This is a genomic window from Streptomyces sp. NPDC017940 (genome assembly GCF_044328435.1).
GTDB lineage: Bacteria > Actinomycetota > Actinomycetes > Streptomycetales > Streptomycetaceae > Streptomyces.
The window spans coordinates 650,617-677,069 of record NZ_JBIRHJ010000003.1; the positions used below are offsets into that span (position 1 = coordinate 650,617).

20 protein-coding genes are annotated in these 26,453 nt (G+C 73.4%); 3 read left to right on the forward strand and 17 right to left on the reverse strand.

What is annotated here, in order from left to right; all coding sequences use genetic code 11:
• Position 1 precedes the first annotated feature (1 nt).
• The 5 genes from ACH4DX_RS12940 to ACH4DX_RS12960 form a co-directional block, all read right to left on the reverse strand.
• Positions 2-1,978 carry an ABC transporter permease gene (locus ACH4DX_RS12940; protein ID WP_398155080.1) on the reverse strand — a complete coding sequence of 659 codons (1,977 nt, stop codon included), beginning with the start codon at positions 1,976-1,978 and terminating at the stop codon, positions 2-4.
• Positions 1,978-3,099 carry a glycine betaine/L-proline ABC transporter ATP-binding protein gene (locus tag ACH4DX_RS12945; protein ID WP_398155081.1) on the reverse strand — a complete coding sequence of 374 codons (1,122 nt, stop codon included), beginning with the start codon at positions 3,097-3,099 and terminating at the stop codon, positions 1,978-1,980. The genes ACH4DX_RS12940 and ACH4DX_RS12945 overlap by 1 nt, the downstream gene beginning before the upstream one ends.
• On the reverse strand, positions 3,096-4,631 hold the full coding sequence (locus ACH4DX_RS12950) for a GMC family oxidoreductase (RefSeq protein WP_398155082.1): 1,536 nt from the start codon (positions 4,629-4,631) through the stop codon (positions 3,096-3,098). Before ACH4DX_RS12950 ends, ACH4DX_RS12945 begins: the two co-directional genes overlap by 4 nt.
• Before the next feature lie 245 nt (positions 4,632-4,876).
• Positions 4,877-6,406, reverse strand: coding sequence for an aldehyde dehydrogenase family protein (locus ACH4DX_RS12955; RefSeq protein ID WP_398155083.1), 1,530 nt, complete (start codon positions 6,404-6,406; stop codon positions 4,877-4,879).
• Between the two features lie 134 nt (positions 6,407-6,540).
• A complete protein-coding gene (locus ACH4DX_RS12960; protein ID WP_398155084.1) occupies positions 6,541-7,506 on the reverse strand; it encodes a LysR family transcriptional regulator in 966 nt (321 codons plus the stop codon).
• A 105-nt stretch (positions 7,507-7,611) separates the two neighbouring features.
• On the opposite strand from ACH4DX_RS12960, the gene ACH4DX_RS12965 reads away from it, so the two are divergent.
• Positions 7,612-9,084: an MFS transporter gene (locus ACH4DX_RS12965; RefSeq protein ID WP_398155085.1), complete on the forward strand. Its 1,473-nt coding sequence runs from the start codon at positions 7,612-7,614 to the stop codon at positions 9,082-9,084.
• On the opposite strand, the gene ACH4DX_RS12970 is transcribed toward ACH4DX_RS12965, so the two are convergent.
• From ACH4DX_RS12970 to ACH4DX_RS13010, 9 genes are all read right to left on the reverse strand, one after another.
• Complete coding sequence (locus tag ACH4DX_RS12970) at positions 9,081-9,911, reverse strand: hypothetical protein (protein WP_398155086.1); 831 nt, start codon at positions 9,909-9,911, stop codon at positions 9,081-9,083. The two genes, ACH4DX_RS12965 and ACH4DX_RS12970, sit on opposite strands and share 4 nt — an antisense overlap.
• Positions 9,912-9,913: 2 nt before the next feature.
• On the reverse strand, positions 9,914-10,294 hold the full coding sequence (locus tag ACH4DX_RS12975) for a hypothetical protein (protein ID WP_398155087.1): 381 nt from the start codon (positions 10,292-10,294) through the stop codon (positions 9,914-9,916).
• Between the two features lie 26 nt (positions 10,295-10,320).
• On the reverse strand, positions 10,321-12,243 hold the full coding sequence (locus ACH4DX_RS12980) for a hypothetical protein (RefSeq protein WP_398155088.1): 1,923 nt from the start codon (positions 12,241-12,243) through the stop codon (positions 10,321-10,323).
• A gap of 181 nt (positions 12,244-12,424) precedes the next feature.
• On the reverse strand, positions 12,425-13,414 hold the full coding sequence (locus ACH4DX_RS12985; protein WP_398155089.1) for a malate dehydrogenase: 990 nt from the start codon (positions 13,412-13,414) through the stop codon (positions 12,425-12,427).
• Between the two features lie 381 nt (positions 13,415-13,795).
• Positions 13,796-15,031, reverse strand: coding sequence for a DUF2690 domain-containing protein (locus ACH4DX_RS12990; RefSeq protein ID WP_398155090.1), 1,236 nt, complete (start codon positions 15,029-15,031; stop codon positions 13,796-13,798).
• Positions 15,032-15,480: 449 nt separating this feature from the next.
• Complete coding sequence (locus ACH4DX_RS12995; protein WP_398121974.1) at positions 15,481-16,176, reverse strand: response regulator; 696 nt, start codon at positions 16,174-16,176, stop codon at positions 15,481-15,483.
• Positions 16,173-17,342, reverse strand: coding sequence for a sensor histidine kinase (locus ACH4DX_RS13000; RefSeq protein ID WP_398155091.1), 1,170 nt, complete (start codon positions 17,340-17,342; stop codon positions 16,173-16,175). The genes ACH4DX_RS12995 and ACH4DX_RS13000 overlap by 4 nt, the downstream gene beginning before the upstream one ends.
• 479 nt (positions 17,343-17,821) lie before the next feature.
• On the reverse strand, positions 17,822-18,499 hold the full coding sequence (locus ACH4DX_RS13005) for a DUF3017 domain-containing protein (RefSeq protein WP_398155092.1): 678 nt from the start codon (positions 18,497-18,499) through the stop codon (positions 17,822-17,824).
• A 19-nt stretch (positions 18,500-18,518) separates the two neighbouring features.
• The gene (locus ACH4DX_RS13010; RefSeq protein WP_398121971.1) at positions 18,519-19,373 is read right to left on the reverse strand and encodes a bifunctional methylenetetrahydrofolate dehydrogenase/methenyltetrahydrofolate cyclohydrolase; all 855 of its coding nucleotides are present in this window, start codon (positions 19,371-19,373) and stop codon (positions 18,519-18,521) included.
• Positions 19,374-19,698: 325 nt separating this feature from the next.
• On the opposite strand from ACH4DX_RS13010, the gene ACH4DX_RS13015 reads away from it, so the two are divergent.
• Entirely contained in the window at positions 19,699-20,331 is a 633-nt protein-coding gene (locus ACH4DX_RS13015) for an RDD family protein (RefSeq protein ID WP_398155093.1), read from the forward strand.
• Positions 20,332-20,430: 99 nt separating this feature from the next.
• Here ACH4DX_RS13015 and purH read toward each other — a convergent pair whose 3' ends face one another.
• Together purH and purN are read right to left on the reverse strand one after the other, a co-directional pair.
• Entirely contained in the window at positions 20,431-22,056 is a 1,626-nt protein-coding gene (gene purH, locus ACH4DX_RS13020; protein WP_398121969.1) for a bifunctional phosphoribosylaminoimidazolecarboxamide formyltransferase/IMP cyclohydrolase, read from the reverse strand.
• A complete protein-coding gene (gene purN, locus ACH4DX_RS13025) occupies positions 22,053-22,673 on the reverse strand; it encodes a phosphoribosylglycinamide formyltransferase (RefSeq protein ID WP_398121968.1) in 621 nt (206 codons plus the stop codon). Before purN ends, purH begins: the two co-directional genes overlap by 4 nt.
• 333 nt (positions 22,674-23,006) lie before the next feature.
• Between purN and ACH4DX_RS13030 the strand changes: the two genes are divergently transcribed.
• Entirely contained in the window at positions 23,007-24,086 is a 1,080-nt protein-coding gene (locus ACH4DX_RS13030) for a hypothetical protein (protein WP_398155094.1), read from the forward strand.
• 308 nt (positions 24,087-24,394) lie between these two features.
• Here ACH4DX_RS13030 and ACH4DX_RS13035 read toward each other — a convergent pair whose 3' ends face one another.
• Positions 24,395-26,446 (reverse strand): DUF6350 family protein, encoded by a 2,052-nt coding sequence (locus ACH4DX_RS13035; RefSeq protein ID WP_398155095.1) that lies wholly within the window; start codon positions 26,444-26,446, stop codon positions 24,395-24,397.
• Between the last annotated feature and the right edge of the window lie 7 nt (positions 26,447-26,453).

Sequence of the window (26,453 nt, forward strand, 5' to 3'; positions counted from 1 at the left end):
GTCACGCTCCCTTCTTCGCGCTGTGTTCCCGGCGTGCCGTGGGCTGCGTGACCCGGTCGAGCACCAGGCCGAGGCAGACGATCGCGACACCGGCCACCAGGCCCGTCGCCAGGTCGCCCTGCGCGATGCCGAACACGACGTCGTAGCCGAGCGCGCCACCGCCGACGAGGCCGCCGATGACGACGACGGCGAGGACCAGGACGACGCCCTGGTTGAGGGCGAGCATCAGGGCGGGGCGGGCGAGCGGCAGCTGGACCTGGCGCAGTTGCTGCCAGGAGGTGGCGCCGAGCGAGCGCGCGGACTCCATCGCGGCGGCGTCGACCTGGCGCAGGCCCTGGGTGGTGATGCGGACGACGGCGGGCAGCGCGTAGACGACGGCCGCGGCGACCGCGGGGGCGCGGCCGATGCCGAAGAGGGCGACGACCGGGATCAGGTACACGAACTGCGGCATGGTCTGGAACACGTCGAGCACCGGGCGGAGCAGGCGTTCGAACCGCTTGCTGCGGGACGCCGCGACGCCGATCGCGAAGCCGAGGACCAGTGTCACGGCGACACCGGCGAGGACCTGCGCGAGCGTGTCGAGGGACTTGTTCCACACCCCGAGGACACCGATGGCGCCCATCGCGGCCACGGCGGTCAGCGCGGTCTGCCAGGTGCCGATCAGCCAGGCGAGCGCGGCGACGACGAGGAGGATCGACCACCAGGGCAGGTCCTGGAGGCCGTCGCGTACGGGGTTCAGGACCCAGGTGGTGAAGTTCGCCGCCCAGTCGGCGGTGCCGCCGACGACGGGCACGCCGGTGTAGATGTGGTCGACCATCCACTCCTTGGCGGTGTTGACCGAGGGGGCGATGTCGACGACCCAGTCGGTGGGCCAGTCCACGCGGTCCGCGAAGCGGGCGGCGAGCGCGGCGAGCACGGTCACCGCGGCGGCGACGGACCAGCCGCGCGGGCCGCGCAGCGGCGAGTCGTCCTGCGCGTGGGCGCCGACGCGCTCGCCGGCGGCGCCCGTGACGCGGTCGAGGACCACGGCGAGCAGCACGATGGGGATACCGGCGGCGAGCGCCTGGCCGACGTCGACGGTGGAGAGCGCCTGGTAGACGCGGTCGCCGAGGCCGCCCGCGCCGATGACGGAGGCGATGACGGCCATGGACAGCGCCATCATGATGGTCTGGTTGACGCCGAGCAGGAGTTCCTTCAGGGCGAGGGGCAGGCGCGCGGAGAGCAGCCGCTGGCGTGCGGTCGCGCCCAGCGAGGTCACCGCCTCCATCACACCGCCGTCGGCGCCGCGCAGGCCGAGCGCGGTGAGGCGGGCCATGGGCGGGGCCGCGTACACCACCGTCGCGATGATGGCCGCGGGCACGCCCATGCCGAAGACGAGGGCGAACGGCAGCAGGTACGCGTACGCGGGGAGCACCTGCATGGTGTCGAGCACCGGGCGCAGCACGCGGAAGACGCGGTCGTCGAGTCCGCCCGCGAGGCCGAGGAGCAGGCCGACCACGACCGCGGTGAGGACCGCCACCACCATCAGGGCGAGCGTCTGCATGGTGGGCACCCACATGCCGAGCAGCCCGCACACCGCGAACGCGGAGGACGCCAGGACGGCCGGCCTGACGCCGGCGACCCGCCAGGCGATCAGACCGGCGCCGACGGTCACTCCGGCCCAGCCCGCCGCGAGCAGGACGAGGTAGACGCCGCGCACGGACAGCACGATGGCGTTCGAGACGTGCCCGAGGAAGTGGGTGAACAGCCAGTGGCTGTCGCGGTTGTCGATGATCCAGTCGGTGGTCCTGCCGAGGGGCTCGGTCAGGTCGACGGTGAGGGCGTCCGGCCAGGCGCCGGAGGCCCACTTGGCGTTGAGGATCGGCACGACGACCGCGGCGGCGACGGCGAGCAGCAGGAGCTTGCCGACGGCACGGTGGCGCAGGAGCGCGCCGACTCCCGTATCCCGTGCGGGAGTGGAGGCGGTGGCGGTGGCCATCAGGCGACCACCTCGCCCCGGCCGGCGGCCGGTGTCCTGGCGGGCGTCGCCGCGGTGGTCCCGGCGACGACGGCGAGCAGCCCGGCGTGGTCCACCACGCCCAGGCAGCGCTTGCCGTCCATCACGCGCACCGGGAGGCCGGAGCGGGCGACGGCCTCGATGGCCTCGGTGACCTTGGCGTCGGGTGCGAGGGCGGCGCCCGGGGTCTCCTCGTTCTCGCCCACGGGGCGCATCGCGCTGCGTACGCTCATCACGTCGGCGCGGGCCACGTCGCGGACGAAGTCGCGGACGTAGTCGTCGGCCGGTGAGCCGACGATCTCCTCGGGGGTGCCGAGCTGGACGACGCGGCCGTCGCGCATCAGCGCGATGCGGTCGCCGAGCTTGAGTGCCTCGCTGAGGTCGTGGGTGATGAAGACCATCGTGCGGCCCTCCTCACGGTGCAGCCGGACGACTTCTTCCTGCATGTCGCGGCGGATCAGCGGGTCGAGGGCGCTGAACGGCTCGTCGAAGAGGAGGACCTCGGGGTCCACGGCGAGGGCGCGGGCCAGACCCACGCGCTGCTGCTGGCCGCCGGAGAGCTGTCCGGGCTTGCGCTGTTCGAGCCCTTCGAGGCCGACCTTCCTGACGACTTCGAGGGCCTTGGCGCGGCGCTCGGCCCTGCCGACCCCCTGGATCTCCAGGCCGTACGCGACGTTGTCGAGGACCGAGCGGTGCGGCAGGAGGCCGAAGTGCTGGAAGACCATGGCGGCGCGGTGCCGGCGCAGTTCGCGCAGGCGGGCCCTGTCCATGGCGAGGACGTCCTCACCGTCGATGGCGAGACGGCCCGCGGTCGGCTCGATGAGGCGGGTCAGACAGCGTACGAGGGTGGACTTGCCGGAGCCCGACAGGCCCATGACGACGAAGACCTCGCCCTTGTTCACCTCGAAGGACACATCCCGCACGGCGGCGGTGCAGCCGGTGCGCGCACGCAGCTCGGCCGGGTCGAGGGCGGTCAGTTCGCTGTCGCCGGGTATGCGTCCGGCTCCGGGGCCGAAGACCTTCCACAGGTTCCGCACGGCGAAGACGGGCCCTTCGCCGGGCGCCTCGCTCTGGTCCCTCGTCGTCACGACGGCTTCGCTCATCGGCCGTCACCTCCCAGGATCTCGGCACATTTCTCCCCGACCATGAGCACTCCGATCATCGGGTTCACGGCGGGCATCGTCGGGAAGACGGATGCGTCCGCGATACGGATTCCTTGCAGGCCCCGGACGCGCAACTCGGGGTCGACCACCGCGAGTCCATCACCGGAAGCACCCATTCGGCAGGTTCCCGCCGGGTGGTAGACGGTGTGGGCCGCCTTGCGCGCCAGTTCGCTGATCTCGGCGTCGTCGGTGACCTCGGGGCCGGGGAAGACCTCGCGCTTGAGCCACTTCTTGAACGGTTCGGCCGCGGCGACCCTGCGGGCCAGCTTGATGCCGTCGACGAGCGTCCGCCCGTCGTAGTCCCCCTCGTCCTCGAAGTACCGGAAGTCGATGGCGGGCTTGACCTCGGGGTCCGCGGAGGTGAGGTACAGGCGGCCGCGGGCGCGGGACTTGGGGATGTTCGGGGTCATCGACACACCGTGCTCGGGGCGTTCGTAGCCGAGCCGCTCCGGGTTGTCGGTGAACGGGATCTGGTAGAAGTGGAACATCAGGTCCGGGCCCTTGTGGGCGGGGTCCCGCTTCACGAAGAGGCCCGCGTCGGAGTCCATCGCGGAGTTGCCGGGGATCGGCCCGTTCGTCTCCCAGACGATGACCGACTCGGGGTGGTCGATGAGGTTCTCGCCGACGCCCGGCAGGTCGTGCACGACCGGGATGCCGAGGGCCCGGAGGTCTCGTGCCGGGCCGATGCCGGAGTGCATCAGGAGGCGGGGCGTGTCGATGGCGCCCGCGCAGACGATCACCTCGCGGCGGGCGGTGAGCAGCCGCTCCGCACCGTCCCCGGTGCGGACGTGGACGCCGCGCGCGGTCTTGCCCTCGAACTCCAGTGCGTACGCCCACGTCTCCAGGAAGAGGTGGAGGTTCGGGCGGTCGCCCGCCTCCATGTGCGGGTGCAGATAGGCGACGGACGCGGAGGAGCGCTTGTTGTTCTCCGGGTGGTAGGCCAGGTCGAAGAAGCCGACGCCCTCCTCGAAGGGCCGGTCGTTGAAGCCGACGACCTCGGGAACGTCGAGGGCGGACTTGACGGCCTCGACCCAATCGGTGGCGATCTGGTTCTGGTCCTTCTTCGCGACGCGCACCACGTTGTTGCGCAGCTTGCCGAAGTAGGGGTCCATCGACTCGGCGTTCCAGCCGGTGGCGCCCGCCTCCTCCCACTCGTCCCAGTCGGACGGCAGCGGCTTGAAGGAGATCAGGGTGTTGTGCGAGGAGCAGCCGCCGAGGACCTTGGCGCGGCTGTGCAGGATGTGCGAGTTGCCGCGCGGCTGCTCGGTGGTGGTGTATCCGTAGTCGAGTTCGCCGCCGAGGAGGCCGAGCCAGCGGCGCAGCGTCAGGACGTCGTCCCGGTCGATGTCGCTGGGGCCGCCCTCGATGACGGCGACGGACACGTCCGGGTTCTCGGTGAGGCGGGATGCGATCACCGATCCCGCGGTGCCGCCACCGACGATGACGTAGTCGAACTCGGTCTGGTCAGACATGCGTGGGTGTTCCTCTTCCTGCGAGGTCGTGCAAGGTGCTCGCGCGTGCTGGGCGGGAGTGCTCGAACGTGTCGCGCGCGGGGCGGTGTGTCCCGCCCCGCGCGTCTCGCTGCGTGGTGCCGGTGGTCGGCGCGTGGTGCCGGTGGTCGGCGTGCAGGGCCGTGTTCGGCGAGTGATGCCGGTGCCCGGCGTGTGGTGCCGGTGGTCGGCGTGTGGTGCCGGTGTCCGGCGTACGGTGCCGGTCGTCAGCCCGCGAACCAGCGGACCGGCTGCGGCGCCAGGTTCTGGTAGATGTGCTTGGCCTCGCGGTACTCGGCGAGCCCCGCGGGGCCCAGTTCGCGGCCGACGCCGCTCTTGCCGAAGCCGCCCCACTCGGCCTGCGGCAGGTAGGGGTGGAAGTCGTTGATCCAGATGGTGCCGTGCCGCATCCGGCGGGCCATGCGGCGGGCGCGCCCGGAGTCGGCGGTCCACACGGCGCCCGCGAGCCCGTACTCGGTGTCGTTGGCGAGGGCGAGGGCCTCCTCCTCGGTGCGGAAGGTCTCCACGGTGAGGACCGGGCCGAAGACCTCCTCACGGACGACCTTCATCTCGCGGTGGCACTGGTCGAGGACCGTCGGCTCGTAGAAGTAGCCGGTGGCGGGGCGCGCGTCGGTGGGCTCGGGCCGCTTGCCGCCGCACCGCAGCACGGCACCCTCCTCCAGGGCCGACGCGACGTACCCCTCGGTCTTCTCGCGCTGCCCCTCGGAGACGAGGGGACCGCACTCGACGCCGTCCTCGGTGCCCCGGCCGAGGCGGATGCGCTCGGCGCGCCGGGTCAGTTCGGCGACGAAGCGCTCGCGCACCGACTCCTCGACGATGAGGCGGCCACCGGCGGAGCAGACCTGCCCGCTGTGGATGAAGGCGGCGTTCAGCGCCTGGTCGACGGCGGTGTCGAAGCCCTCGTCGGTGGCGCAGGCGTCCGCGAAGACGACGTTCGGGTTCTTGCCGCCGAGCTCGAGGGCGACCTTCTTCACGCCGACGGCGGCGGCCTGGGCGACCTTGGTGCCGGAGACGAGCCCGCCCGTGAAGGAGACGAGGTCGACGTCGGGGTGGTCGGCGAGGCGGGCGCCGACGGTGTGGCCGGGCCCCGTGACGATGTTGGCGACGCCCTCGGGCAGTCCGGCCTCGACCAGGAGCTCGATCAGGGCGACCGTCGTCAGGGGCGTGATCTCGCTCGGCTTGATGACGAAGGTGTTGCCCGCCGCGAGGGCGGGCGCGATCTTCCAACTGGCCTGGAGCAGCGGGTAGTTCCAGGGCGTGATCATCGTGCAGACGCCGATGGGCTCGTGCACGACGACGCTGTGGATGTCCTCGGACCCGGCGTCGACGACGCGCCCCGCGCCCTCACCGACCACGAGGTCGGCGAAGTAGCGGAAGGCGTCGGCCACGCAGTCGACGTCGACGCGCCCCTCCTCGACGGTCTTGCCCGCGTCGCGGCTCTCCAGGAGCCCGATCTTCTCGCGGTCGCGGACGAGCAGGTCGGCCACGCGGCGCAGCAGCGCGGCGCGCTCGGCGACCGGCGTGCCCGGCCAGGGGCCCTCGTCGAAGGCCCGGCGCGCGGCGGCGATCGCCGCGTCGGCGTCGTCCGTGCCGCCCTCGGCGATGAGCGCGAACGGCTTGGCATCCGCGGGGTCGATGATCTCGCGGGTGGCACCGGAAGCGGCACCGAGCCACTCTCCCGCCACATGGATGGTCTGTTGTGCGGACACGTCCCTGTTGCCTTCCGTTCCTGGCATTTCGTCGGCATTCGCTGCCTTTTGCCCCACCTGATCACTCGTGATAGCCGGGAGCACCTGCCCCGGTCCGGGAAAAGCATGCGCGTTCGATGGCCGAAAGTGCGCTGTGTCACTCGGCCCGCGTGGACGTGTCGTCACCCGACCCACCCGGACGTGTCGTCGTCCGTCCGGGTGATCAGGTCCCGCACACACTCCCGCAGCCACGCGTGCGCGGGGTCCGCGTCGTTGCGGGGGTGCCAGGCCATGCCGAGGGTGAGCGGCGGGAGTTCGAGGGGCAGCGGGAAGGTCACGAGGCCGAGGGTGTCCGTCAGGGGGCGCGCCCAGGACATGAAGAGGCCGACCAGGTCGGTGTGCAACAGGATGAACAGGGACGAGGGGTAGGTGCCCACGTTCCCCACGACCTCGCGGCGCAGGCCGAGTTCCGCGAGGGCCGTGTCGACGGGACCGGCCATCCGTCCCTTGCGCGACACCGCCAGGTGGTCAGCGGCGGCGAACCGCTCCGGCGTCACCTCGCCGTCGAGGAGCGGGTGCCCGGGGCGTACGACGCCCGTCATCACGTCGTCGTGGAGGTGCTCCACCCGCACCTCGGGCGCGACCGTGTCGATCACGCCGACCTCCAGGTCCGCGACGCCCTCGCGGAGCACGGGCGCGGCCAGATGGCTCTCCGGCAGGAAGCGCAGGCGCACCCCCGGCGCCTCGGCCGCCGCACGGGCGAAGAGCCGGGGTGCCCACGCCGCGGCGAACGCGTCCTGGCCGACCACCGTGAGCGTGCGCGAGACCGCCCGCAGATCCTGGGCGCCGGGGCCCGCGAACACCGCCCGCGCCCGCTCCACGACCGCGCTCACCTCCGCCCGCACGGCGAGGGCGTACGGCGTCGGCACCATCCGGCGGCCTGCGCGCACCAGGACCGGGTCACCGAGGGCCTTGCGGACCCGGCCGAGCGTGCGGCTCATCGCGGGCTCCGACAGATGCAGCCGGGCGGCGGCCCCGCGCACGCTGCCCTCGTCGAGCAGCACGTCGAGGGCGAGCAGCAGATTGAGGTCGACGCCGCCCCCGCCGCCGGGAAGCTCCACCGGAACGCGCCCTTGCGTCACGCGCAATCACCCCTTGCACACGTTGCACTGGAAAGCAGGTACGGCCCGAGCCTACGGTGACGGCATCCCCCTTCCGGACACTCCTGAGCCCGACGCTCCCCAGGAGGAGCCATGCCCGCGCCCGCCCACTCCCCGTCCTTCGACCGCGCCACCCCGCCGCCCTCCGCCACGACCCCGGACCCGTCGGGGCCGGGTCCCCTCAGACGCTCCACCCTCCTCGTCCTGTGCCTCTGCGTCCTCGTCGCCCAGAGCATGGTCGCCGCCGTCAACCTGCTGCTCCCCCAGCTCGCCGCGTCCGCCCTGCACCTCACGGCCGGTGAACTCCTGTGGACCGTCGACGCCTACGTCATCGTCTTCGCCGGTCTGCTCATACCGGCGGGCGCGCTCGGCGACCGGTACGGGCGCAAGGGCGCGCTGCTCGCGGGGCTCGGCCTGTTCGCGGCGGGCGCCACGGTGAGCGCGCTCGCCGTGTCCCCGGCCCTGCTGATCGCCGGCCGCGGGGTCTCCGGCGCGGGTGCGGCGCTGATCATGCCCGCGACCATGTCGATCCTGGTGCGCGTGGCGCCGCCCGAGCAGCGGCCGCGCGCCCTGGCCTCCTGGACCCTCGCGGTCGGCCTCGGCGGCTTCGCGGGGAACGCCGGGGGCGGCCTGGTCGGCGAGTACCTGTCGTGGCGGGCGCTGTTCTGGGTGATGGTGCCGCTCGCCGCGGTCCTCGCGCTCGCCGTTGCCCGCGCGGTGCCCCGCACCGGCCACTCGGCGGGCACCCCGGCCGCGCCGTCCCTGGACCCCCTCGGCACGCTCCTGCTCACGGCGGGTCTCGTCGCCGTGCTCTTCGGCGTCATCGAGAGCCCGGAGTTCGGCTGGACCTCACCCCGGATCCTGGGCGCCTTCGCGGCGGGCGCCGTCCTGCTCGCCCTGTTCACGGCGCACGCGCTGCGCTCCGCCGCCCCGCTGTTCGACCCCCGGGTCTTCCGCTCGGCGCGGCTGCGCGCGGCGACCCTCGGCACGGCGGCCGGGTTCTTCGGCCTGTTCGCGCTGTTCTACGTCAACTCGCAGTACCTCCAGTACGTGCAGGGGTACGGGGCGGCGCGCGCCGGATTCGCCATCCTGCCGCTCACGGTGGGCATGGCCCTGGTGCCGAGGTTCGCGGCGCGCTGGGCCGCCACGCCACGGCCGGTGGTGGGTGCCGGGCTGCTGCTCATCGGAACGGGGCTGCTCGCCGTCGCCACGGTCGACGCCGGCACCCCGTACGCGGTGTACGCCTGCTGGCTGCTCGTCATCTCCGCCGGTACGGGCCTGTGCATGCCCGCGCTGACGATGGGCGTGGTGTCGGCGCTGCCCCCGCACCAGGCGGGCCTCGGCTCCGGACTCGGCACCTCCGCGCGGGAGATCGGCGCCGCCCTCGGCGTGGCCGTCACCGGCACGGTGCTCGCCGCCCACACCGGCACCGGACACACCGGCGGCACGGCGGACTTCACGTCCGGGATGGCGGCGGCGCTGCGGGTGGTCGGGGTCGTGGTGGTCGTCGCGGCGGCCGTGGTGACGGCCGGGTTCCCGGGGCGGGACCGGGACGGCGAGGGCTAGGTCCTGTCGCCTCCGGTGCCCCCACCGCCTTCCGCCCCGCCCGGTTCCGGGCAGTACGTCAGCGGCGGGCAGAACCACTCCAGGGCGGTCGCCACCAGCTCGCGTTCGTCCTGGGTGCCGTCCGCCTCCGCCCCGTACGCGGCGATGGCGTAGATCTTGCCGTCCTGCGCCTCGAAGCGGTGGTCGACCACGTGCCAGACGCCGATCTCCGGCTCGTCCGTGATCCTGTCCGTGCGGTAGGCGAGCCGGGCGGCGGGGCGCGGGGCCGCCGGGCTCGTCAGGGAGAGCTGCTCGAAGCCCGCGGACTTCGGGACCTGGGTGTCGTCGAGGAACACTTGCAGCGAGGCCATCGGGGACGGTTCGCTCACCTCGTACACCTGGAGCCGTCGACTCCCGTCGGAGCTGCGGTAGTTGACGATGTCGATGGCCGTGCCGGACCGGGTGTCCTGCTGACCGCGGCTCCAGCCCCGCGGCACCGCGGTCCTGAAGCCCTCGGCGTCGAGTACGGACTCGTAGCCGGACGGCGGGCCGCCGTCGGGGGACGGCCGCGCGGCGTCCTCCGTGCCCGTGGCGTCCGTGCCGCCCGCGGCACCGTCCGACCCCGTGCGCTGCTCGGGCTGCCGCTGCGTCAGGTACCCGGTCGGCCCCGGCTCGTCCTTCCAGCCGAGCGCCCAGGTGCCGAAGGCGAGCCCGCACACCGCGAGCACCGCGACCGTGCCGCGCAGGGCGGCCCGCTGGCGTCCGGCGTCCCGGTCGTGGAGCAACGCGACGGCCCGCTCCCGCTCCGGTCCGACCCACTCCTGCCGGTCACTGTCGTAGATCCGCACGTTCAGCCCAGGACCCCGTCGACGGCCTGGAGGACGGCCGTCACGGACGCGGCCGTCGCGGCGGCGGGCGCGCACTCCGCGAGGGAGTCGCGCAGCCGGACGAGGACGCCGCGCTCCGCGCGGCCTCCGCCGGTGATCTCGTCCTCGACCTCGTCGAGCCGGGCCGCGATCTCGTCGTCCGCGGGCGTGCGCCCACCCTCGTCCAGCTCCCTTCGGAGCGTGCGGACAGCGGTCAGGAGGTCGCCGTGCGCCCGGCCGGCGACCACCGTCGTGTGGTTGGTGGACTCGGCCCTGCCGTGGTCGCCGAAGGCCAGGGAGCCGCCGTGGACGGAGCCGATGTGCACGCTCGCTCCGCCGCCCGGGGGGTTGTCGTCACTGCTCATGGGGTGTTCCTCCCGTAAGGGGCCGCTCACGCGGGGGTCTTGTCCGTGTGGGTGGCCCGGCCGTGGGTGCCGGTGGCGAGGGCGCCGCCGGACATCTCCTTGATGTAGACACCGCTGTTGATCTGCGTGATGTGCTGCTCGAGGCGGTCGGTGCGGTAGCCGCCCTCCCTGAGCGCGTCGCGCACGCCCTCGCCGATGCGGTCCTGGAGGGTGCGGGTGTAGCGGGCGACGTCCATCTCCTGGAACAGCGACAGCTCGTCGGTGGCCGCGAGCTGGCGCAGCGAGACCAGCGGGGCGTCGGGGGCACGGCCGGGCTCCGGCCACAGCCGGGCGGCGCCGTGCCGCAGGAGACGGCCGAACCGGCGCAGGGCACCGGCGGCCCCGGCGGGCGCGGGGTGCGGGTCGGCCTCCGGCGCCGTCAGCCAGAGCCGCAGCGCGGTCCCGAGCGAGGGCAGCCAGCGCAGGGCGGTGATGCCGAGGGCCACCGAGTGCGCGGGGGCGGTGACACAGGCACGGGCCGCGGTGCGCAGCGGTCCTTCCGGCTCACCGCCCACGAGCCCGTCCACGGCGCGGAACTCGGCCCTGACCGGGCCGAGCACGTGCGGCACGACCTCCAGGACGAGCATGCCCCCCTGCGTGTGCACCCGGACCAGGAGCGAGACGACGACCTGCTCGTTCCAGGCGCCGACGCGGATGCGCAGGAAGTGGCGGCGCGCCTCGCCGCCCTCGCCCGCGGACTCGTCGAGGTGCCGGTCCGCCTGGTCCCGCCCGTACACGAGGGCCCGTCGCGCGCCCTCGCCGGTGTACACCTCCTCGTCGCGGCCGACGCCCGCCGGGAGGTAGACGAACTCCTCGATCTCCAGCTGCCGCAGCCGGTCCCTGCTGGTGGCCGCCGCCGAGGTGCGCAGGTCCTGGAGGCGGGGCTCGATCATCGTGATGACGTCGTCCGCGGTGAGCGCCACGGGAGCGGTCTGCTGCCGGGGCACACCGCCGTTCGCCCCGGCGGGGGCGCCGTCGCCCTCGTCGGCGGCGCGCTTCAGCTCCAGGACGACGGACCAGGGCTCGCGGGGCGCTCCGGCGCCGACGAAGGGGCGGTTGACGTCGTACAGCGTGAGGGAGGCGTCCTGCTCGCGGCGGATGCACCGCTCGATGCGGCCGTACCGCGCGGGCAGGCGCGGCTGTTCGGTCTCGGCGAAGATCTGCCGGGCCAGCTGTGCGCGCAGCGTCCGGGTGCGCCGGGAGGTGTGGCGCCAGACGACGGCCGCGATCAGGAGCGGGAAGATCACGGGGTACGGGGTGTCGGCGATCCCTTCGACCGCGGCCACCGCGTACGCGAGCGCCGCCGCCCAGGCCGTGTACGTGAGCAGCCCGCCGAAGCGCCGCCGCAGCCAGGCGAGGGCTGCGGGCAGCGGCACCGGGCGCAGCGGCGCGCCGACGCCCGTGTCCCGGCCCGCCACCGTCCGCGCGCACCACAGCAGCAGCACCACGAGGGCGTACGCGAGGGCCCAGCCGCCCGGCACCATGCCGCCGAGGCCGCCGCCGGGCTCCGTGTCGCCCGCGCCCGCGGCCTCGGTGCCGAACGGGAGCAGGGCGATGTCACCGGCGGTCAGCCCGGCGTCGCCGCCCGCCCGGTCCTCCAGGGCGTCGAGGAGCAGCACGGCGTCCGTGACCAGGAACCCGGCCCAGACGGCGAGCAGCAGCAGCGCCGTCACCAGTTCGTCGCGCCGGGCGCGCAGCGCGTGCGCGAGCACCGGCAGCACATCGGCGCCGAGCGGCGGCGCCACCGGGCGCTCCGCGTGCCCGACCAGCTCCTCGACGACGCGTCTGCGGAACGCCGCGTTGAGGTGGGTGCCCGCGCTGAGCAGCCGGGTGGCCTCGGTGTGCGCGTACTGGCGGGGGGCCCGGCGGCGCTGCCGCCGGGACGGCCGGCGCGGTGGATCGGCTCGCATGCGGCGCAAGCTAGCGGAGGGGGCGGTGGGTGTGCGGCGAATGGGACAGCGGTCCCCCTAAAGGATTCCACGTACGCGAAAGCCCCCCGGGCCGTGGCTACGGCGCCGGGGGGCTTCGTCGTGCGCGCTTGCGCAGGCGCGTACTCAGGTACGCGTACTACGGCGTGCTACCGCGGTGGTACTAGATGAGGCCGAGGCCGCGGACCGCCTCGCGCTCCTCCTCGAGCTCCTTGACGGAGGCGTCGATGCGGGCGCGCGAGAAGTCGTTGACGTCCAGGCCCTGGACGATCTCGTACGTGCCGTCCTTGGTGGTGACGGGGAAGGAGGAGATGAGGCCCTCCGGCACGCCGTACGAACCGTCGGACGGGATGCCCATGGAGGTCCAGTCGCCGGCGGCCGTGCCGTTGACCCACGTGTGCACGTGGTCGATGGCGGCGTTGGCGGCGGAGGCGGCGGAGGACGCGCCACGGGCCTCGATGATCGCGGCGCCGCGCTTGGCGACGGTCGGGATGAAGGTGTCGGCGAGCCACTGCTCGTCGTTCACGGTCTCGGCGGCGTTCTTTCCGGCGATCTCCGCGTGGAAGATGTCCGGGTACTGGGTGGCGGAGTGGTTGCCCCAGATGGTGAGCCGCTTGATGTCGGAGACCGACGCGCCGGTCTTCTTCGCGAGCTGCGAGAGCGCGCGGTTGTGGTCCAGGCGCGTCATGGCGGTGAAGCGCTCGGCCGGTACGTCCGGGGCGGCGGCCTGCGCGATGAGCGCGTTGGTGTTGGCCGGGTTGCCGACGACGAGGACCTTGATGTCGTCCGCGGCGTGGTCGTTGATGGCCTTGCCCTGCGGCTTGAAGATGCCGCCGTTGGCCTCCAGGAGGTCGCCGCGCTCCATGCCCTTGGTGCGGGGGCGGGCGCCGACGAGGAGGGCGACGTTGGCGCCGTCGAAGGCGACGTTCGGGTCGTCGCTGATCTCGATGCCCGCAAGCAGCGGGAAGGCGCAGTCGTCGAGCTCCATGGCGGTGCCCTCGGCGGCCTTGAGGGCGGGCGTGATCTCCAGGAGGCGCAGGTTGACCGGCACGTCCGGGCCGAGCAGGTGGCCGGAGGCGATGCGGAAGAGCAGCGCGTAGCCGATCTGGCCGGCTGCGCCGGTGACGGTGACATTCACGGGAGTGCGGGTCATGGCGATCTCCGTAAGACAGCTGGCGGTGGGGGTCCCTGCCCCATGTGCTGGATCCCCACCGACGCCCTCGATGATCGATCTCTTGGCATCAAGAGAGATCCGGCGTCAGGTTACCGCGCCGCCGTCCGCCCCGAGCGGTGGGGCCGTGTGGGGCACCCCACAGGCCCTGGCCCCCGGGCCGGAACGGGTACGAGTGGGCGGCCGCCGCCTCGGGGGGACGAGGCGGCAGCCGCCGGGGGGGTGTGACCACTCCCGTGGGGGTAGGTCTCGTCTGCCCCCGGATCTCCCTCGCATGCGTGCCGCTGTCTCATTTCTGTGGACGCGTTCCGCCCCCAGGGGGAGAAGACCCCGGAGGAGGGCTCCCCCGCGGGCCGAAGCCGGTCACTTCGTGCAGCCGCTCTCCCCGGAGGCGAGCGTCACGCACGCCTTGGCGGAGGCGGCGTCCCGCACGGCGACCATGGGCGTGTAGCCGTCGACCCCGTCGACGGTCCCCCGCTGCCGCGCCCCCGCCCCGGACCCGGTGATCCGCACCTCGTCCCCCGGCGCGGCCAGGGTGACCCGGGCCCAGGCGGCCCCGCACGTCCTGCTGTACCGCACCTCGACGAGCGTCCTCGCCCCGACGGTCGCCCGGGACGTGGTCCTCGCGAACTCCCCGCCGCAGCCCATGGTCTCGGGGTCCTTCCCGGCGCAGTCGGCCCCGCCGCACCCGACCCCCGCGGGCAGCTTCGCCGTGGACCTCGACGGCGCGGCGGAAGGCTTCGCCTTCTTGTCGCCGTCGCCCTTGCCCAGGTCGGTGAGGAACACCGCCGCCGCGATCACCACGAGCGCTCCCACCACACCAGCGAGGAACATCGTCAGCTTCCGCTTGCGCCGCTGCCCGTCGGGGGACTTGCCGCCGGACCCCGGCCCCCCGCCCGGGTACACCGGCGGCGCCGACGCCGTCGGTGCCACCGAACCGGGGGGCGCCGACGCCTCGTACGAACGTGAGGCGGGCGGCTCCCGTTCGGCGGGCTGCTGCCGCGGCACCGGCGGCACCGTGGGGGAGACCCCCGCGGGCCCGGCCACACCGGTCACGGTCCCGATGCCGCCCCGCGACGCCCGTCCGGGACCGCTGTTGTCCCTGGGGGCGTTCGGGACCTCGGGGGTCCGCGGAGCCTTGGCCGTCTTCGGAGCCTTTGGGGCCTTGCCCGTCCTGCCCCCCGCGGCCGCGGCGTCCCTGGACTCCCCGGACACCTTCGGGCCCTTGGCGCCCTTGGTGCTCCCCGGCGGGTTCGAGGCCTGCTCGCCGAGCGCGGCGCGCGCCTGGGAGATGCGTATCGCCTGCATCGTCATGTCGTGCCGCATCTCGGAGCGGCTCCAGGCGCGCTCCGCGAGCTCCCACATGGTGATGAGGTGCACCGGCGGTGTGCCGGTGACTTCGGCGAGCGCGACGATCGCACCCTTGGGGGCGAGCAGCCGCCCGTTCAGATAGCGCTCCCACGACGTCTTGCTGTAGCCGGTCCTGTCCGACACCGCGGCGATGCTCAGCCCGCTGCGGTCGACCAGCGTGCGCAACTGACTCGCGAACTCCCTGACCTGCGGGTCGAGATCGTCCGGTAGCGCCTTCCATCGAGGCATTGCTCCCCCTGTCCCCCCGTACGTGCCTGTCTGCCGCCGTGCGTGAACTACCCAGAGGGATGCGCGGATCCGTGGTGTCAGTTCCCCGTATGGGAGCGCATCGGAGTATTGGGGGCAAAGTGTGCCCTGCCGTGCGCCCCGCGGTCCACGGCTCAGTGTCCCATCGACGCCCCGCCGCGCGACGCGGAACGCCCGCTCTCCCTCCCGCACTCCGCACGATCTTCCTAAATATGCCCTTTGAGCAGGCCGTTTCTCATCCGTAGCGGGCCCAGAACACCGTTGCGGAATGGTCACTTCCGTGCCACAGGGGACGGTTCCGACTTGTCGCCGCGATGGCGCGTCCATGACGCTTGACCCACGGCGAGCACGGGGGCTCGCCCCGCAGAACGACGGCGCCCGTCCTCCCACGGGGGAGAGGACGGGCGCCGTCCACGCGCTGCTCCGCGACGTCAGAGATTCGTTCTGCCCGGGATCACCAGACCCGTCTCGTACGCGATCACCACGGCCTGCGCCCTGGTGTCCAGGTCCAGCTTGTTCATGGTGCGGTTGAGGTGGGTCTTGACGGTCGCCTCGCTGATGTACAGGCGGTCGGCGATCTCCGCGTTGGACAGGCCCTGCGCGATCAGCTTCAGGACCTCCAGCTCGCGCCCGGTGAGCGCGGCGAGGTCGGCGGGCGGCGCGTCGGCCGAGGCCGGGGCGACTCCGGAGCGCACCGCGAAGGCCTCCACCAGACGCCGTGTGACGCTCGGCGCGAACAGCGCGTCGCCGCTGGCCACCGCGGCCACGGCGGCCAGGAGCCGTTCGGGCCCGGAGTCCTTGAGCAGAAATCCGGCGGCGCCCGCGCGCAGCGCCCCGTACACGTACTCGTCGAGGTCGAAGGTGGTGAGGACCAGGACGCGGGGCTGGGGTTCGGAGGCCGCGGCGAGGATGCGCTCGGTGGCGGTGATGCCGTTCATGCCGGGCATGCGGATGTCCATGAGGATCACGTCGGGGTGCGTGGCCGCCGCGAGCTCCACGGCTTCCGCGCCGTCACCGGCCTCGCCGACGACCTCGATCCCGGGGGCCGCCCGCAGCACACCGACGAGCCCGGCGCGGATGAGGAACTGGTCGTCCACGACGAGCACCTTGGTGTGGCTTTCGGTCATTCGGTGACATCGTCTCCCGCCGGTGCGGCCCGCGCCGACGTGGGCAGGGTCAGCCTGACGGCGAACCCTCCCGCGCTGCGCGGTCCGATGCTGATCGTTCCGCCGTAGAGCTTCGCTCGTTCACGCATACCAATCAACCCATGTCCACCACCACTCCTCACTCTCTCCGGAATCACCCCCTCCCCGTCGTCGGTGACCGACACCTCGATGCGGTCGCGGTGGTAGTGGAGTTCCACGGTCGCGCTGGCGTGGCGGGCGTGCTTGAGGACGTTGGTGAGGGCTTCCTGGACCACGCGGTACGCACACAGTTCGACGCCGGGCGCGATCGGCCGCGGCGTCCCGGTGACCCGGAACTCCACGGGCACCCCGCCCGCCCTGACCCGGTCCGTCATGTCCTCGATGCGGGCGAGCCCCGGCATCGGCGCGTCCGGCACCACCCCGTCGTCCTCCTGGGCGCGCAGCACCCGCAGCATGCGCCGCATCTCCTCCAGGGCCTCGGTGCTGGTGCCGGAGATGGTGCCGAGCGCGGTGCGCGCGGTCTTGGCGTCGGAGTCGAAGACGAACTTGGCGAGCCCCGCCTGGACGGAGATCACCGACATGTGGTGGGCGACGACGTCGTGCAGCTCCCTGGCTATCCGGCCGCGCTCCTGGGCGACCGCGTGCCGGGCCCTCTCGTGCTGCTCGGCGTGGGTCTTGCGGGCGAGTTCCGCGGAGCGGCGGGCCAGGTACCCCATCCGCCACACCAGGGCGTTGATGCCGATGGCCTGCGAGGCCACCGTCGGCACCGAAGGCATCGCGACGTTGTCCTGCCCGACGAGCCCGCCGTAGACCCAGATCGCCGCGAGCAGCCCCGCACAGTAGCCGGTGGCCTTCGTGGACTTCTGGAGGGCCACTGTGTACAGGCACAGCATCGGCCCGAAGGACGTCACCACGGGCCAGTAGCCGACAGCGACGTACAGGGTCCACAGCGAGTAGGTGAGCAGGCACGCCACCATGGGTGCCTTCCAGCGGAACATGGTCGGCAGGATCACCAGGGTGGCGAGCAGATAGCCGCGCGCATCCAGGGTGGACCAGCCCACCACGTGGGCCTCCGGACCCAGCAACGCGATCAGTGCTGCTTGCCCCACGGCGAGCAGCACGTCGACGGCGAACGGGGGGAGGCGCATCGCCGCAGCGTAGCCCGCGTGCGGGTGGGGGCACGTCCATCGGCTGCCGTACCGCGGAAGTTGTAGACGGCTCCCACGTACTCCGAAGGTGGTATACGAACGTCAACCCGGCACAGGACGACGGGGCACACCGGCGCCGCGTAGGTTCTTGCCTCAGCACCACCACCCGCGCCGCCTTGAAAAAACGGCGCGCCGGGGGAAGGGGGCGCGGGCCGCAAACGGGGGTTTGCACGGGGGACCAGGCCTGCGCCCCACACCCCCGGGACACACAGACCACTGAGGTACGCGGCTTCGTGCGGGGGCGCACGAAGGAACGGGCCCGCGGCCGCCGGCACCACCCCCTGCCCCCACGGCCAACGGCCCGTACTCTCCTGGCGAGTACGGGCCGTTGGTGTGTGCCGTGGATGTGTGCCCGGGCTTTGTGCCGGGGTCTGCCGGCCGCGGTGGCCGCCGCACCGCGGTGGCCCCGGGCCGCCCTGCTAGCTGCTGATCGTGAAGTGCAGCGCGTCGTCGAGGAACGGGATCCGCAGCCAGGGATCCGGCTGCGCCATCAGCGCGAGCAGCACGATCACCAGTCCGAGACTGCCGTACGTCACCATGTCCGTGAACCGTGAGCGCACCGCCAGCATGCCGACGCCCGGCAGCCACCAGCGCAGCACGGCGCCCGCGAGCAGCGCGAGCCCGATCAGTATCGTGCCGACGCGGAACACGTCGAAGGCGGTCAGGAGCAGCCCGAGCCCCACCAGGGACACGACGCCGAGCAGCGGCCACTGCCGCGCCGGCGCGGGCGCGTCCCCCGACGCCGCGCGGCCGCCGCCCTCGGGCCGGGCGGTGTCCCGGGTGAACAGCGGGAACCGCCGCGACACCTTGCGGGGTTCGCCGTCGGGCCCGGGGGCGCTGACGGCCCCCTTGGCGGTGGGCTCGCCGTCGTCGAGGCCGCCCGACCCGCCGGACTGCGACCGGTCGAGGTCGCCCGACCCGCCGGACTCCCGCTCCGGGCCGGTGGCCGTGCTCCGCTCCGGGGCCCTTCCCCGGTCTTGACCCGGCTCCGGCTGCGGCCCGGTGTCCGTGCTCCGCTCCGGGTCCTCACCCGGGGCGCGGTCGTCGACCGGCGCCCCGGTACCGGCCGGGTCCGTGCCCCTCGGCCCTGCGTTCATGGGCTAGCCCCTCCCTCGCTCAGCCGGCGCGGCGTTCCGCGGCCTCGACGACGTTGACCAGGAGCTGGGCGCGCGTCATCGGGCCCACCCCGCCGGGGTTGGGCGAGATCCACCCGGCGACCTCGGCGACCCCCGGGTGCACATCGCCGACGATCTTCCCGGTGTCGTCCCGCGAGACGCCGACGTCGAGCACCGCGGCGCCCGGCTTCACGTCCTCGGGCTTGATGAGGTGCGGTACGCCGGCCGCCGCCACGATGATGTCGGCGCGCCGCAGGTGGGAGGAGAGGTCACGGGTGCCCGTGTGGCACTGGGTGACCGTCGCGTTCTCCGACTTGCGGGTGAGCAGCAGCGGCATCGGCCGCCCGATGGTCACCCCGCGCCCGACGACCACGACCTCCGCGCCCTTGATCTCGACGTCGTGCCGGCGCAGCAGCCGGATGATGCCGTAGGGGGTGCAGGGCAGCGGCGCCGGCTCGTTCAGGACCAGGCGGCCCAGGTTGGTCGGGTGCAGGCCGTCCGCGTCCTTGGCGGGGTCCATCAGCTCGAGGACGCGGTTCTCGTCGATGCCCTTGGGGAGCGGCAGTTGCACGATGTAGCCGGTGCAGGCCGGGTCGTCGTTCAGCTCCCGCACGACGGCCTCGATCTCCTCCTGCGAGGCGGTCGCGGGCAGTTCGCGCTGGATGGAGGCGATGCCGACCTGCGCGCAGTCGCGGTGCTTGCCCGCGACGTACTTCTGACTGCCGGGGTCGTCGCCGACCAGGACAGTGCCGAGGCCGGGCGTGACGCCCTTCTCCTTCAGAGCCGCCACGCGGACGGTCAGTTCGGACTTGATCGCTGCTGCGGTGGCCTTGCCATCGAGAATCTGGGCGGTCATGGCCCCATCCTCCCGGATGAGGGCGTCCGCGTACCAATCCGGGGCACCCGGGGTCGCGGGAGCACGAGCGGCATTCGGGGCGCACGGTCGGCCGATGCGGCCCGTGGTGGTGCACTCGCGGGCCAATGCGGCCCGTGATGATTGCACTCGCACAACGCCATGGGGGCGCGGCTGGACAAACACCGCAGCGCTGAAGAACGATGTGGGCCACAGTGCCGCGGCCGATGTCGGGGGGAACCGACGCATCTGTGAACGTTTTCTCCTCCGCGTGTGCCGCGTCGTCCCCGACAGTTCCCCGCACAGTCCCCGACGGAGGATTCCCGCCATGAGCAACCCTTACGGGCCGCCGCCCCAGCAGCCGGGCCAGCCCGGTCAGCCCGGTCAGCCCGGTCAGCCCGGTTACGGCTATCCGCAGCAGGCCCCCCAGGGCGTACCGCCGCAGCAGGGCGGCTACCCGGGCCAGCACTACCCCGCCTACCCGCAGCAGCAGGGCGGCCAGTCCCCCTACGGCGCCCAGCCGCAGCAGGGGTACGACCCGAACGGCTACGGCGCCCGGCCCGAGCTGGCGCACTGGGGGCTGCGCGTCGGCGCGTTCTTCGTCGACATGCTGGTCTTCGTCGGGATCTACGTGGTGATGCTCATAGGTCTCGTCATCGACGTGAACGCCGTACGGGCCGCCATCGGCGTGCTCGGCGTCATCGCCCTGATCGGCATGGCGATCTACCAGCTGATCCAGGAGGGCCGTACGGGTCAGACCATCGGCAAGAAGGCGCTCGGCATCCGGCTGCTGCGGGAGCTGGACGGCCGCCCGGTCGGCGTCGGCATGGCGTTCGTGCGCCGCCTCGCCCACTTCCTGGACAGCCTGCCCCTCTACATCGGGTGGCTGTGGCCGCTGTGGGACTCCAAGAAGCAGACCTTCGCCGACAAGGTGTGCGGCACGGTCGTCATCAAGGGCTGATGTGACGGTGGTTCACCGAGGCTGATGGACGGCTCGTCGCACGTCGACGTGACGGTGGGGCGCACCCGGGTCCGGGTGCGCCCCACCGTCACGTACCGCTCAGTGGAAGAAGTGCCGCGTCCCCGTGAAGTACATCGTCACGCCCGCCTTCTTCGCGGCCTCGACGACGAGTTCGTCACGGACCGAACCGCCGGGCTGCACGACGGCCTTGACACCCGCTGCGGTCAGGACCTCCAGGCCGTCGGGGAAGGGGAAGAACGCGTCGGAGGCGGCGAAGGCGCCGCGGGCCCGCTCCTCACCGGCCCGTTCGACCGCGAGCTTCGCGGAGTCCACGCGGTTGACCTGGCCCATGCCGACGCCCACGGACGCCCCGTCCTTGGCGAGCAGGATCGCGTTGGACTTCACGGCACGGCAGGCGCGCCAGGCGAAGGACAGCTCGGCCAGCTCGCCCTCGGAGAGCGCGTCCCCGGTGGCGAGGGTCCAGTTGGCCGGGTTGTCGCCCTCGGCCTGGAGCCTGTCGGTGACCTGGAGCAGCACGCCGCCGTCGACGGGCTTGACCTCGACGGGGGTGGCGGGCGCCTGCGGGGCGCGCAGGACCCGGAGGTTCTTCTTCTTGGTGAGGGCTTCGAGCGCGCCGTCCTCGTAGTCGGGCGCGACGATGACCTCGGTGAAGATCTCGGCGACCTGCTCCGCCATCTCCGTGGTGACCGGCCGGTTCACGGCGATGACACCGCCGAACGCGGACAGCGGGTCACAGGCGTGCGCCTTGCGGTGCGCCTCGGCGACGTTGCCGCCGATGGCGATGCCGCACGGGTTGGCGTGCTTGATGATCGCCACGCACGGGTCGTCGTGGTCGTACGCGGCACGGCGCGCGGCGTCCGTGTCCGTGAAGTTGTTGTACGACATCTCCTTGCCGTGCAGCTGCTCGGCCTCGGCGAGGCCGCCGCGGCCGTCCCCCGCGGCGGAGCCGCCCGCGGGCACGTAGAGGGCCGCGCCCTGATGCGGGTTCTCGCCGTAGCGCAGCACGTTCTTGCGGACGTGGGTCGAACCGATGAACTCGGGGAAGCCGCTCTCGTCGGCGGCGGCGCCGTGTCCGTCGGCGAACCAGGACGCCACCGCCACGTCGTAGGCGGCCGTGTGCTGGAAGGCCTCCCCCGCGAGCCGCTTGCGCGCCGCCAGGTCGAAGCCGCCCGCACGGACCGCGGCGAGCACGGCGTCGTACCGCGCGGGGCTGGTGACGACCGCCACGGACGGGTGGTTCTTGGCGGCGGCGCGGACCATGGAAGGGCCGCCGATGTCGATCTGCTCCACGCACTCGTCGGGCGTCGCGCCGGAGGCGACGGTCTCCTTGAACGGGTAGAGGTTCACGACGACCAGCTGGAACGGCTCCACGCCCAGCTCGGCGAGCTGGTTGCGGTGGTCCTCCAGGCGCAGGTCGGCGAGGATGCCGGCGTGCACGCGCGGGTGCAGCGTCTTGACCCGGCCGTCCAGGCACTCGGGGAAGCCGGTCAGCTCCTCGACCTTGGTGACCGGCACGCCGGCGGCGGCGATCCGCCCCGCGGTGGAGCCGGTCGACACCAGCTCCACACCGGCCTCGTGCAGGCCGCGCGCGAGTTCTTCGAGCCCGGTCTTGTCGTAGACGCTGATGAGCGCGCGCTTGACGGGGCGCTGCGTACCCTCGGCGGTGGCCGTAGCTGCTGCGGTGGCCGTACCTTCGGCGGTCACGGGATAACTACCTTTCGTCCCTCGATCGAGAAGCCGTCCCGGGCCAGGCGCCCGACGACTTCGACGAGCAGTCCTCGCTCGACTTCCTTGATGCGCTCGTGCAGCGCGCTCTCGTCGTCCTCGGCCCTGATCTCCACCACGCCCTGCGCGATGATCGGGCCGGTGTCGACGCCGTCGTCGACGAAGTGGACGGTGCAGCCGGTGACCTTCGCGCCGTACGCGAGTGCGTCGCGCACGCCGTGGGCCCCCGGAAAACTGGGCAGCAGGGCCGGGTGGGTGTTCACCGTGCGCCCGCCGAACCGGGCCAGGAACTCCTTGCCGACGATCCTCATGAACCCGGCGGAGACGACCAGGTCGGGTTCGTACACCGCGGTGGCGTCGGCGAGCGCGCGGTCCCACTCCTCGCGGCTCGCGTAGTCCCGTACGCGGCACACGAACGACGGCAGCCCCGCGCGCTCGGCGCGCTCCAGGCCCACGATGCCGGTGCGGTCGGCGCCCACGGCCACGACCTCGGCGCCGTACGCCGCCGCCCCGTGCTCCGCGACGGCGTCGAGCAGGGCCTGCAAATTCGTACCTGATCCGGAGACCAGCACGACGAGGCGCTTGGCCTTGGCCACGGCGGGGCCCTTCCTCGGGTTCTCGGGTTCCCGGGTGCTCGGGAGTTCTCTTTGTACGGTCGTACGAAGGCTTCGCACTCCCCGATACGGGGAACTCTACGAAGCGGCCGACCGTCAGCAACGATACCGGCACACCGGCCCGCCCCTCACGGGACGGGGGCGCGGGCGGAAGGTAGCGTCTGTGGGGGCAGCCGCCCGAACAGCCGGCTGCCGAGCTCCACCACAGCCAGTCGCCAAGCTCCACCGCCGAGTTGCCGGCTCCGCCGAGCCGGCGGGTTCCACCAGCCGGGCTCTACCAAGGCCGAGCTCTACCAAGGGGAAGACGCACACCTGATGCCGGACCGCAGCCTCCGCCTCCCACCGACGCTCGCGCTTGCCGCGCCCGGCCCGTCCCGCGCTCCCGGCGCGGGCGCCCCGACACGCGCCGGGTGGGGCGGGTCGACACTGCTGCGGGATGGTGGGCGGTCTTCTTCGCCGCCTCGGGGGGAGGGTGGGGCCGATGGGCCTGGAGGTTCCAGTGGCTCCGGTGGGCCCGGGGGGTCCAGTGGCTCCGGGGGGCCCGGGGGCTCCAGTGCGTCCGGGGGTCCCGGTGGGCCCGGTGAGTCCGGGGGCTCCGGTGGGCCCGGGGGGTCCAGTGGGTCCGGGGGCCGGTCCGAGGACAATCCCTTCGCGCCGCCGCCCGAGGGCACGCCCGAGCAGCCCTGGCAGCCGCGGCGGCCCGGCGGCGGGTCGGGGTCCGGCGGAGGCAGCGGCCAGGACGGGTCCGGCGGCCACGGCGACTCCCCCTGGGGCAGCCAGTGGAGCGACCGGCAGCCGGGACGGTCGTCGGACGGCGGCTTCGGCGAGCGGCCGCGCGGCCAGGGGCAGGGGTCCGACAACTCCGGCTCCGGCGGATCGGGCGGCGGATCGCGCTGGGACCCGACCGATCCGGCCCAGCGCCGCGCGCGCTACGCCCTGCTCTCCGGCATGTGGGCGTTCTTCTTCGCACTCTTCGGCTGGCGGTACGTGGCGCTGCTGCTCGGTGCGCTCGGCCTCCACTGGGCGATCAGCGCGCTGCGGGCCAGGCCGCGGGTGCAGGACCCGACGGCTCCGGCGGCCGTCCCGGCGGCGTCGGGGGGATCGGCGGGTGCCGAAGGGCCGGGTGGCTCCGGTGGGCCCGGCGGCCCGGGCGGCTCCGGGACCGCCGTCGCCCCGAAGAGCTCGAGCGGATCGCGGCCGCAGACGACGGCGGCGATCAGCGGCCTCGTCACGGCCTCCCTCGCGCTGGTCATGGTGCTCGCGACGTTCGCCGCGCAGCTGATCTACCGGGACTACTACACGTGCCGTGACGACGCCCTGACCAACGCGTCCCAGGAGTCCTGCGAGGACCTGCTGCCCAAGGGGCTGCGGCCGCTCCTCACCGACCGCGACTGACGCCGCGACCGTGCGGCGCGCCTCACCCCGGTAGCCGGGGGCGGGTGCGCCGCACACCTCGTACGCCTCGCACGATCTCGCGCGGCTCGTACGACCTCGCGCCGCCCGTACAACGACGAAGGTCCCCTCACCGGTGAGTGAGGGGACCTTCGTTCTTTGGAGCGCCCGGCAGGCCTTGCACCTACATTTCCCATCGGATGATGGGCGTCTTTCCTTGGACCACAGACGCGTGACTCCCGTGCCGTGCACCGAAGTTACGTGATGATCATACACACCGAAGCGGCCCTCCCGAAACCACGTCGCGTCGACTATGCGGGCCGCTCCGGTTCTCCGTCCTGCGCGGGGGCGTTGTCGCCCACCGGGCGGAAGAGGAAGTCGTAGGGGTCGAGTTCGGGGGCTCGGGCGGGGGGTGGGGGTGTGGGTGGGGGGTTCGTCGGAGGTGCGGGGTTGGTCGGGGGTGCGGGGGGAAGTTGGGGCGGGGGGGTGTCGCGGTTCCGCCGGGGTCGGAGCAGGGGCCAGGTCCGGGGCTTGGTCCGGGACTTGGACTTGGACCTTGACCAGGGCCAGGGCCGGAGCTGGGACCAGGTACGTGTACGGGGCTCGGGACCGGAGTGGGGCTCGGGTTCGAGGCGGGGCTCGGGCTCCGGGCGGGACTTAGGCCCGGGGCGGGATTCGCGCTTCGGGCGGCTGTCGGATGCGGGGTGCGGCTCGGGCCCCGGGTGGGGGCGGGTCCAGAAGCGGAGCCGTACCGAGGGGCGGAGCCAGCGCCTGCCCTCTGCCTCGGGGGCCGCGTCTCCCGGGGGCGCCGGGGTTCTGGCCCTCTCACTCCCGGCCGCCGGGCTCCCGACCGCCGGGCTCCCGACCGCCAGGCCTCCCGCCGCCGGACCGGCCGGACGCGCTGGCCCCGCCGCTCCCGCCGCTCCCATCGGACGCGCGGCTGCAACCGGACGCGCCGGTCCCGCCTGGCCGGGCGATCCGGGTGCTCCGGGTGACCCGGGTGACCCGAGTGCTCCTGGCGTGTTCCTGGGCGCAGCCACCTGAAGTGCCTGCGCCACCGCCGCCTCAAGGAGCGCCGCCTTCGCCCTGATCCGTGCCTTCGTACGCCACCAGCGCACGACCAGCGCCACCGGCACCCCCACCACCAGCGTCCAGCCCGTGGCCATCGCGCCCGTGAGCCACCACACCGGCCCGAAGTCGGCGAGCACCCGTACTCCCATCGGCCCCCCGGACAGCCCCGCGAGCACCGCGCCCAGGGCCCCGCACAGCACCGCCGCGAGGACGGCGCCAAGGACCGTCCGCCCCACCGGCCAGGACGTGTCCCCCGCCGTCGCCGCCCGCGCCATGAACCACCCCAGCGTCCACCCCGCGAGGACCGGCACCACCCCCGCCGCCCAGGTGAGCGGCGAACCGGGCCCCGCCTCCGGGACCGCAGCGAGCAGCGGGAACGGCGGCAGCAGTGGCGCCGCCGAGGCACCGAGGGGTGACACCACCGTCCCGGTCCCGAGTACGAAGCCGGGGCCGAGGCCGTACGCCGCGCCCCACACCGCCGCGTTCGGCACCAGCGCGAGTGCCAGCAGGAGCACCGCGAACCGTCCCGACCACACCGTGGTGACATCCAGGAACGACTCGCGTACGAGCCCCGCGTGCAGCACCACCGACAGCGCCACGAGCAGCGCTCCCCCGGCCACCAGGACCGCCGCCCCCGCGACCGCGGCCCGCCCCACGGCGAGCGAGCGCTCGGCGTCGAAGAAGCGACGCAGCACACCGGCCACCGGCAGCGCGCCCGCCGCACGGCGCAGCGACCCCGGCAGCGGTCCGTAGGGCCGCCCCTGCGCCGTCCACACGCCGAAGCCCGCCGCCGCCACCGCGAGGAGCGGTACGTGCGCCGCCGCGCTCAGCCACGAGGGGCGCAGGGCGCCGCCCGCCGCGTACACCGTGGCCGCCGTACCCACGCACACATAGCCGAGCACCACACCCGTCCAGGCGGTACGCACCCCGAGCGCCCGCCCCTCGGGGTCGGCCGCGTCCCGCGCCGCCCGGTGCACCAGCCAGGCGGGCAGCCCGAGCAGCAACAACGGGGTGACGCCCACCGGCGCGGGCACACCGGACAGCGTGTCGGCGCGGACGAGTTCCGTGCCGTGCGCCAGGAGCCACAGGGTGGCCGCGACGTGCAGCGCGCCGTCGGGTCCGCTGTCCGGGTACGGCGAGCTGATCCACAGTCCCATCACCAGGACCGCGAACACGCCGAGCCCGAGCCCCGCGGCGAGCGCGCCGCCGATCACACAGGTGCCGAGGCCCGGCGCCGTCTGCTTCCGGTAGAGCGTCAGAGAACCGGAGTCGGTCGTAGTCGGATGAGTCACACGGTCA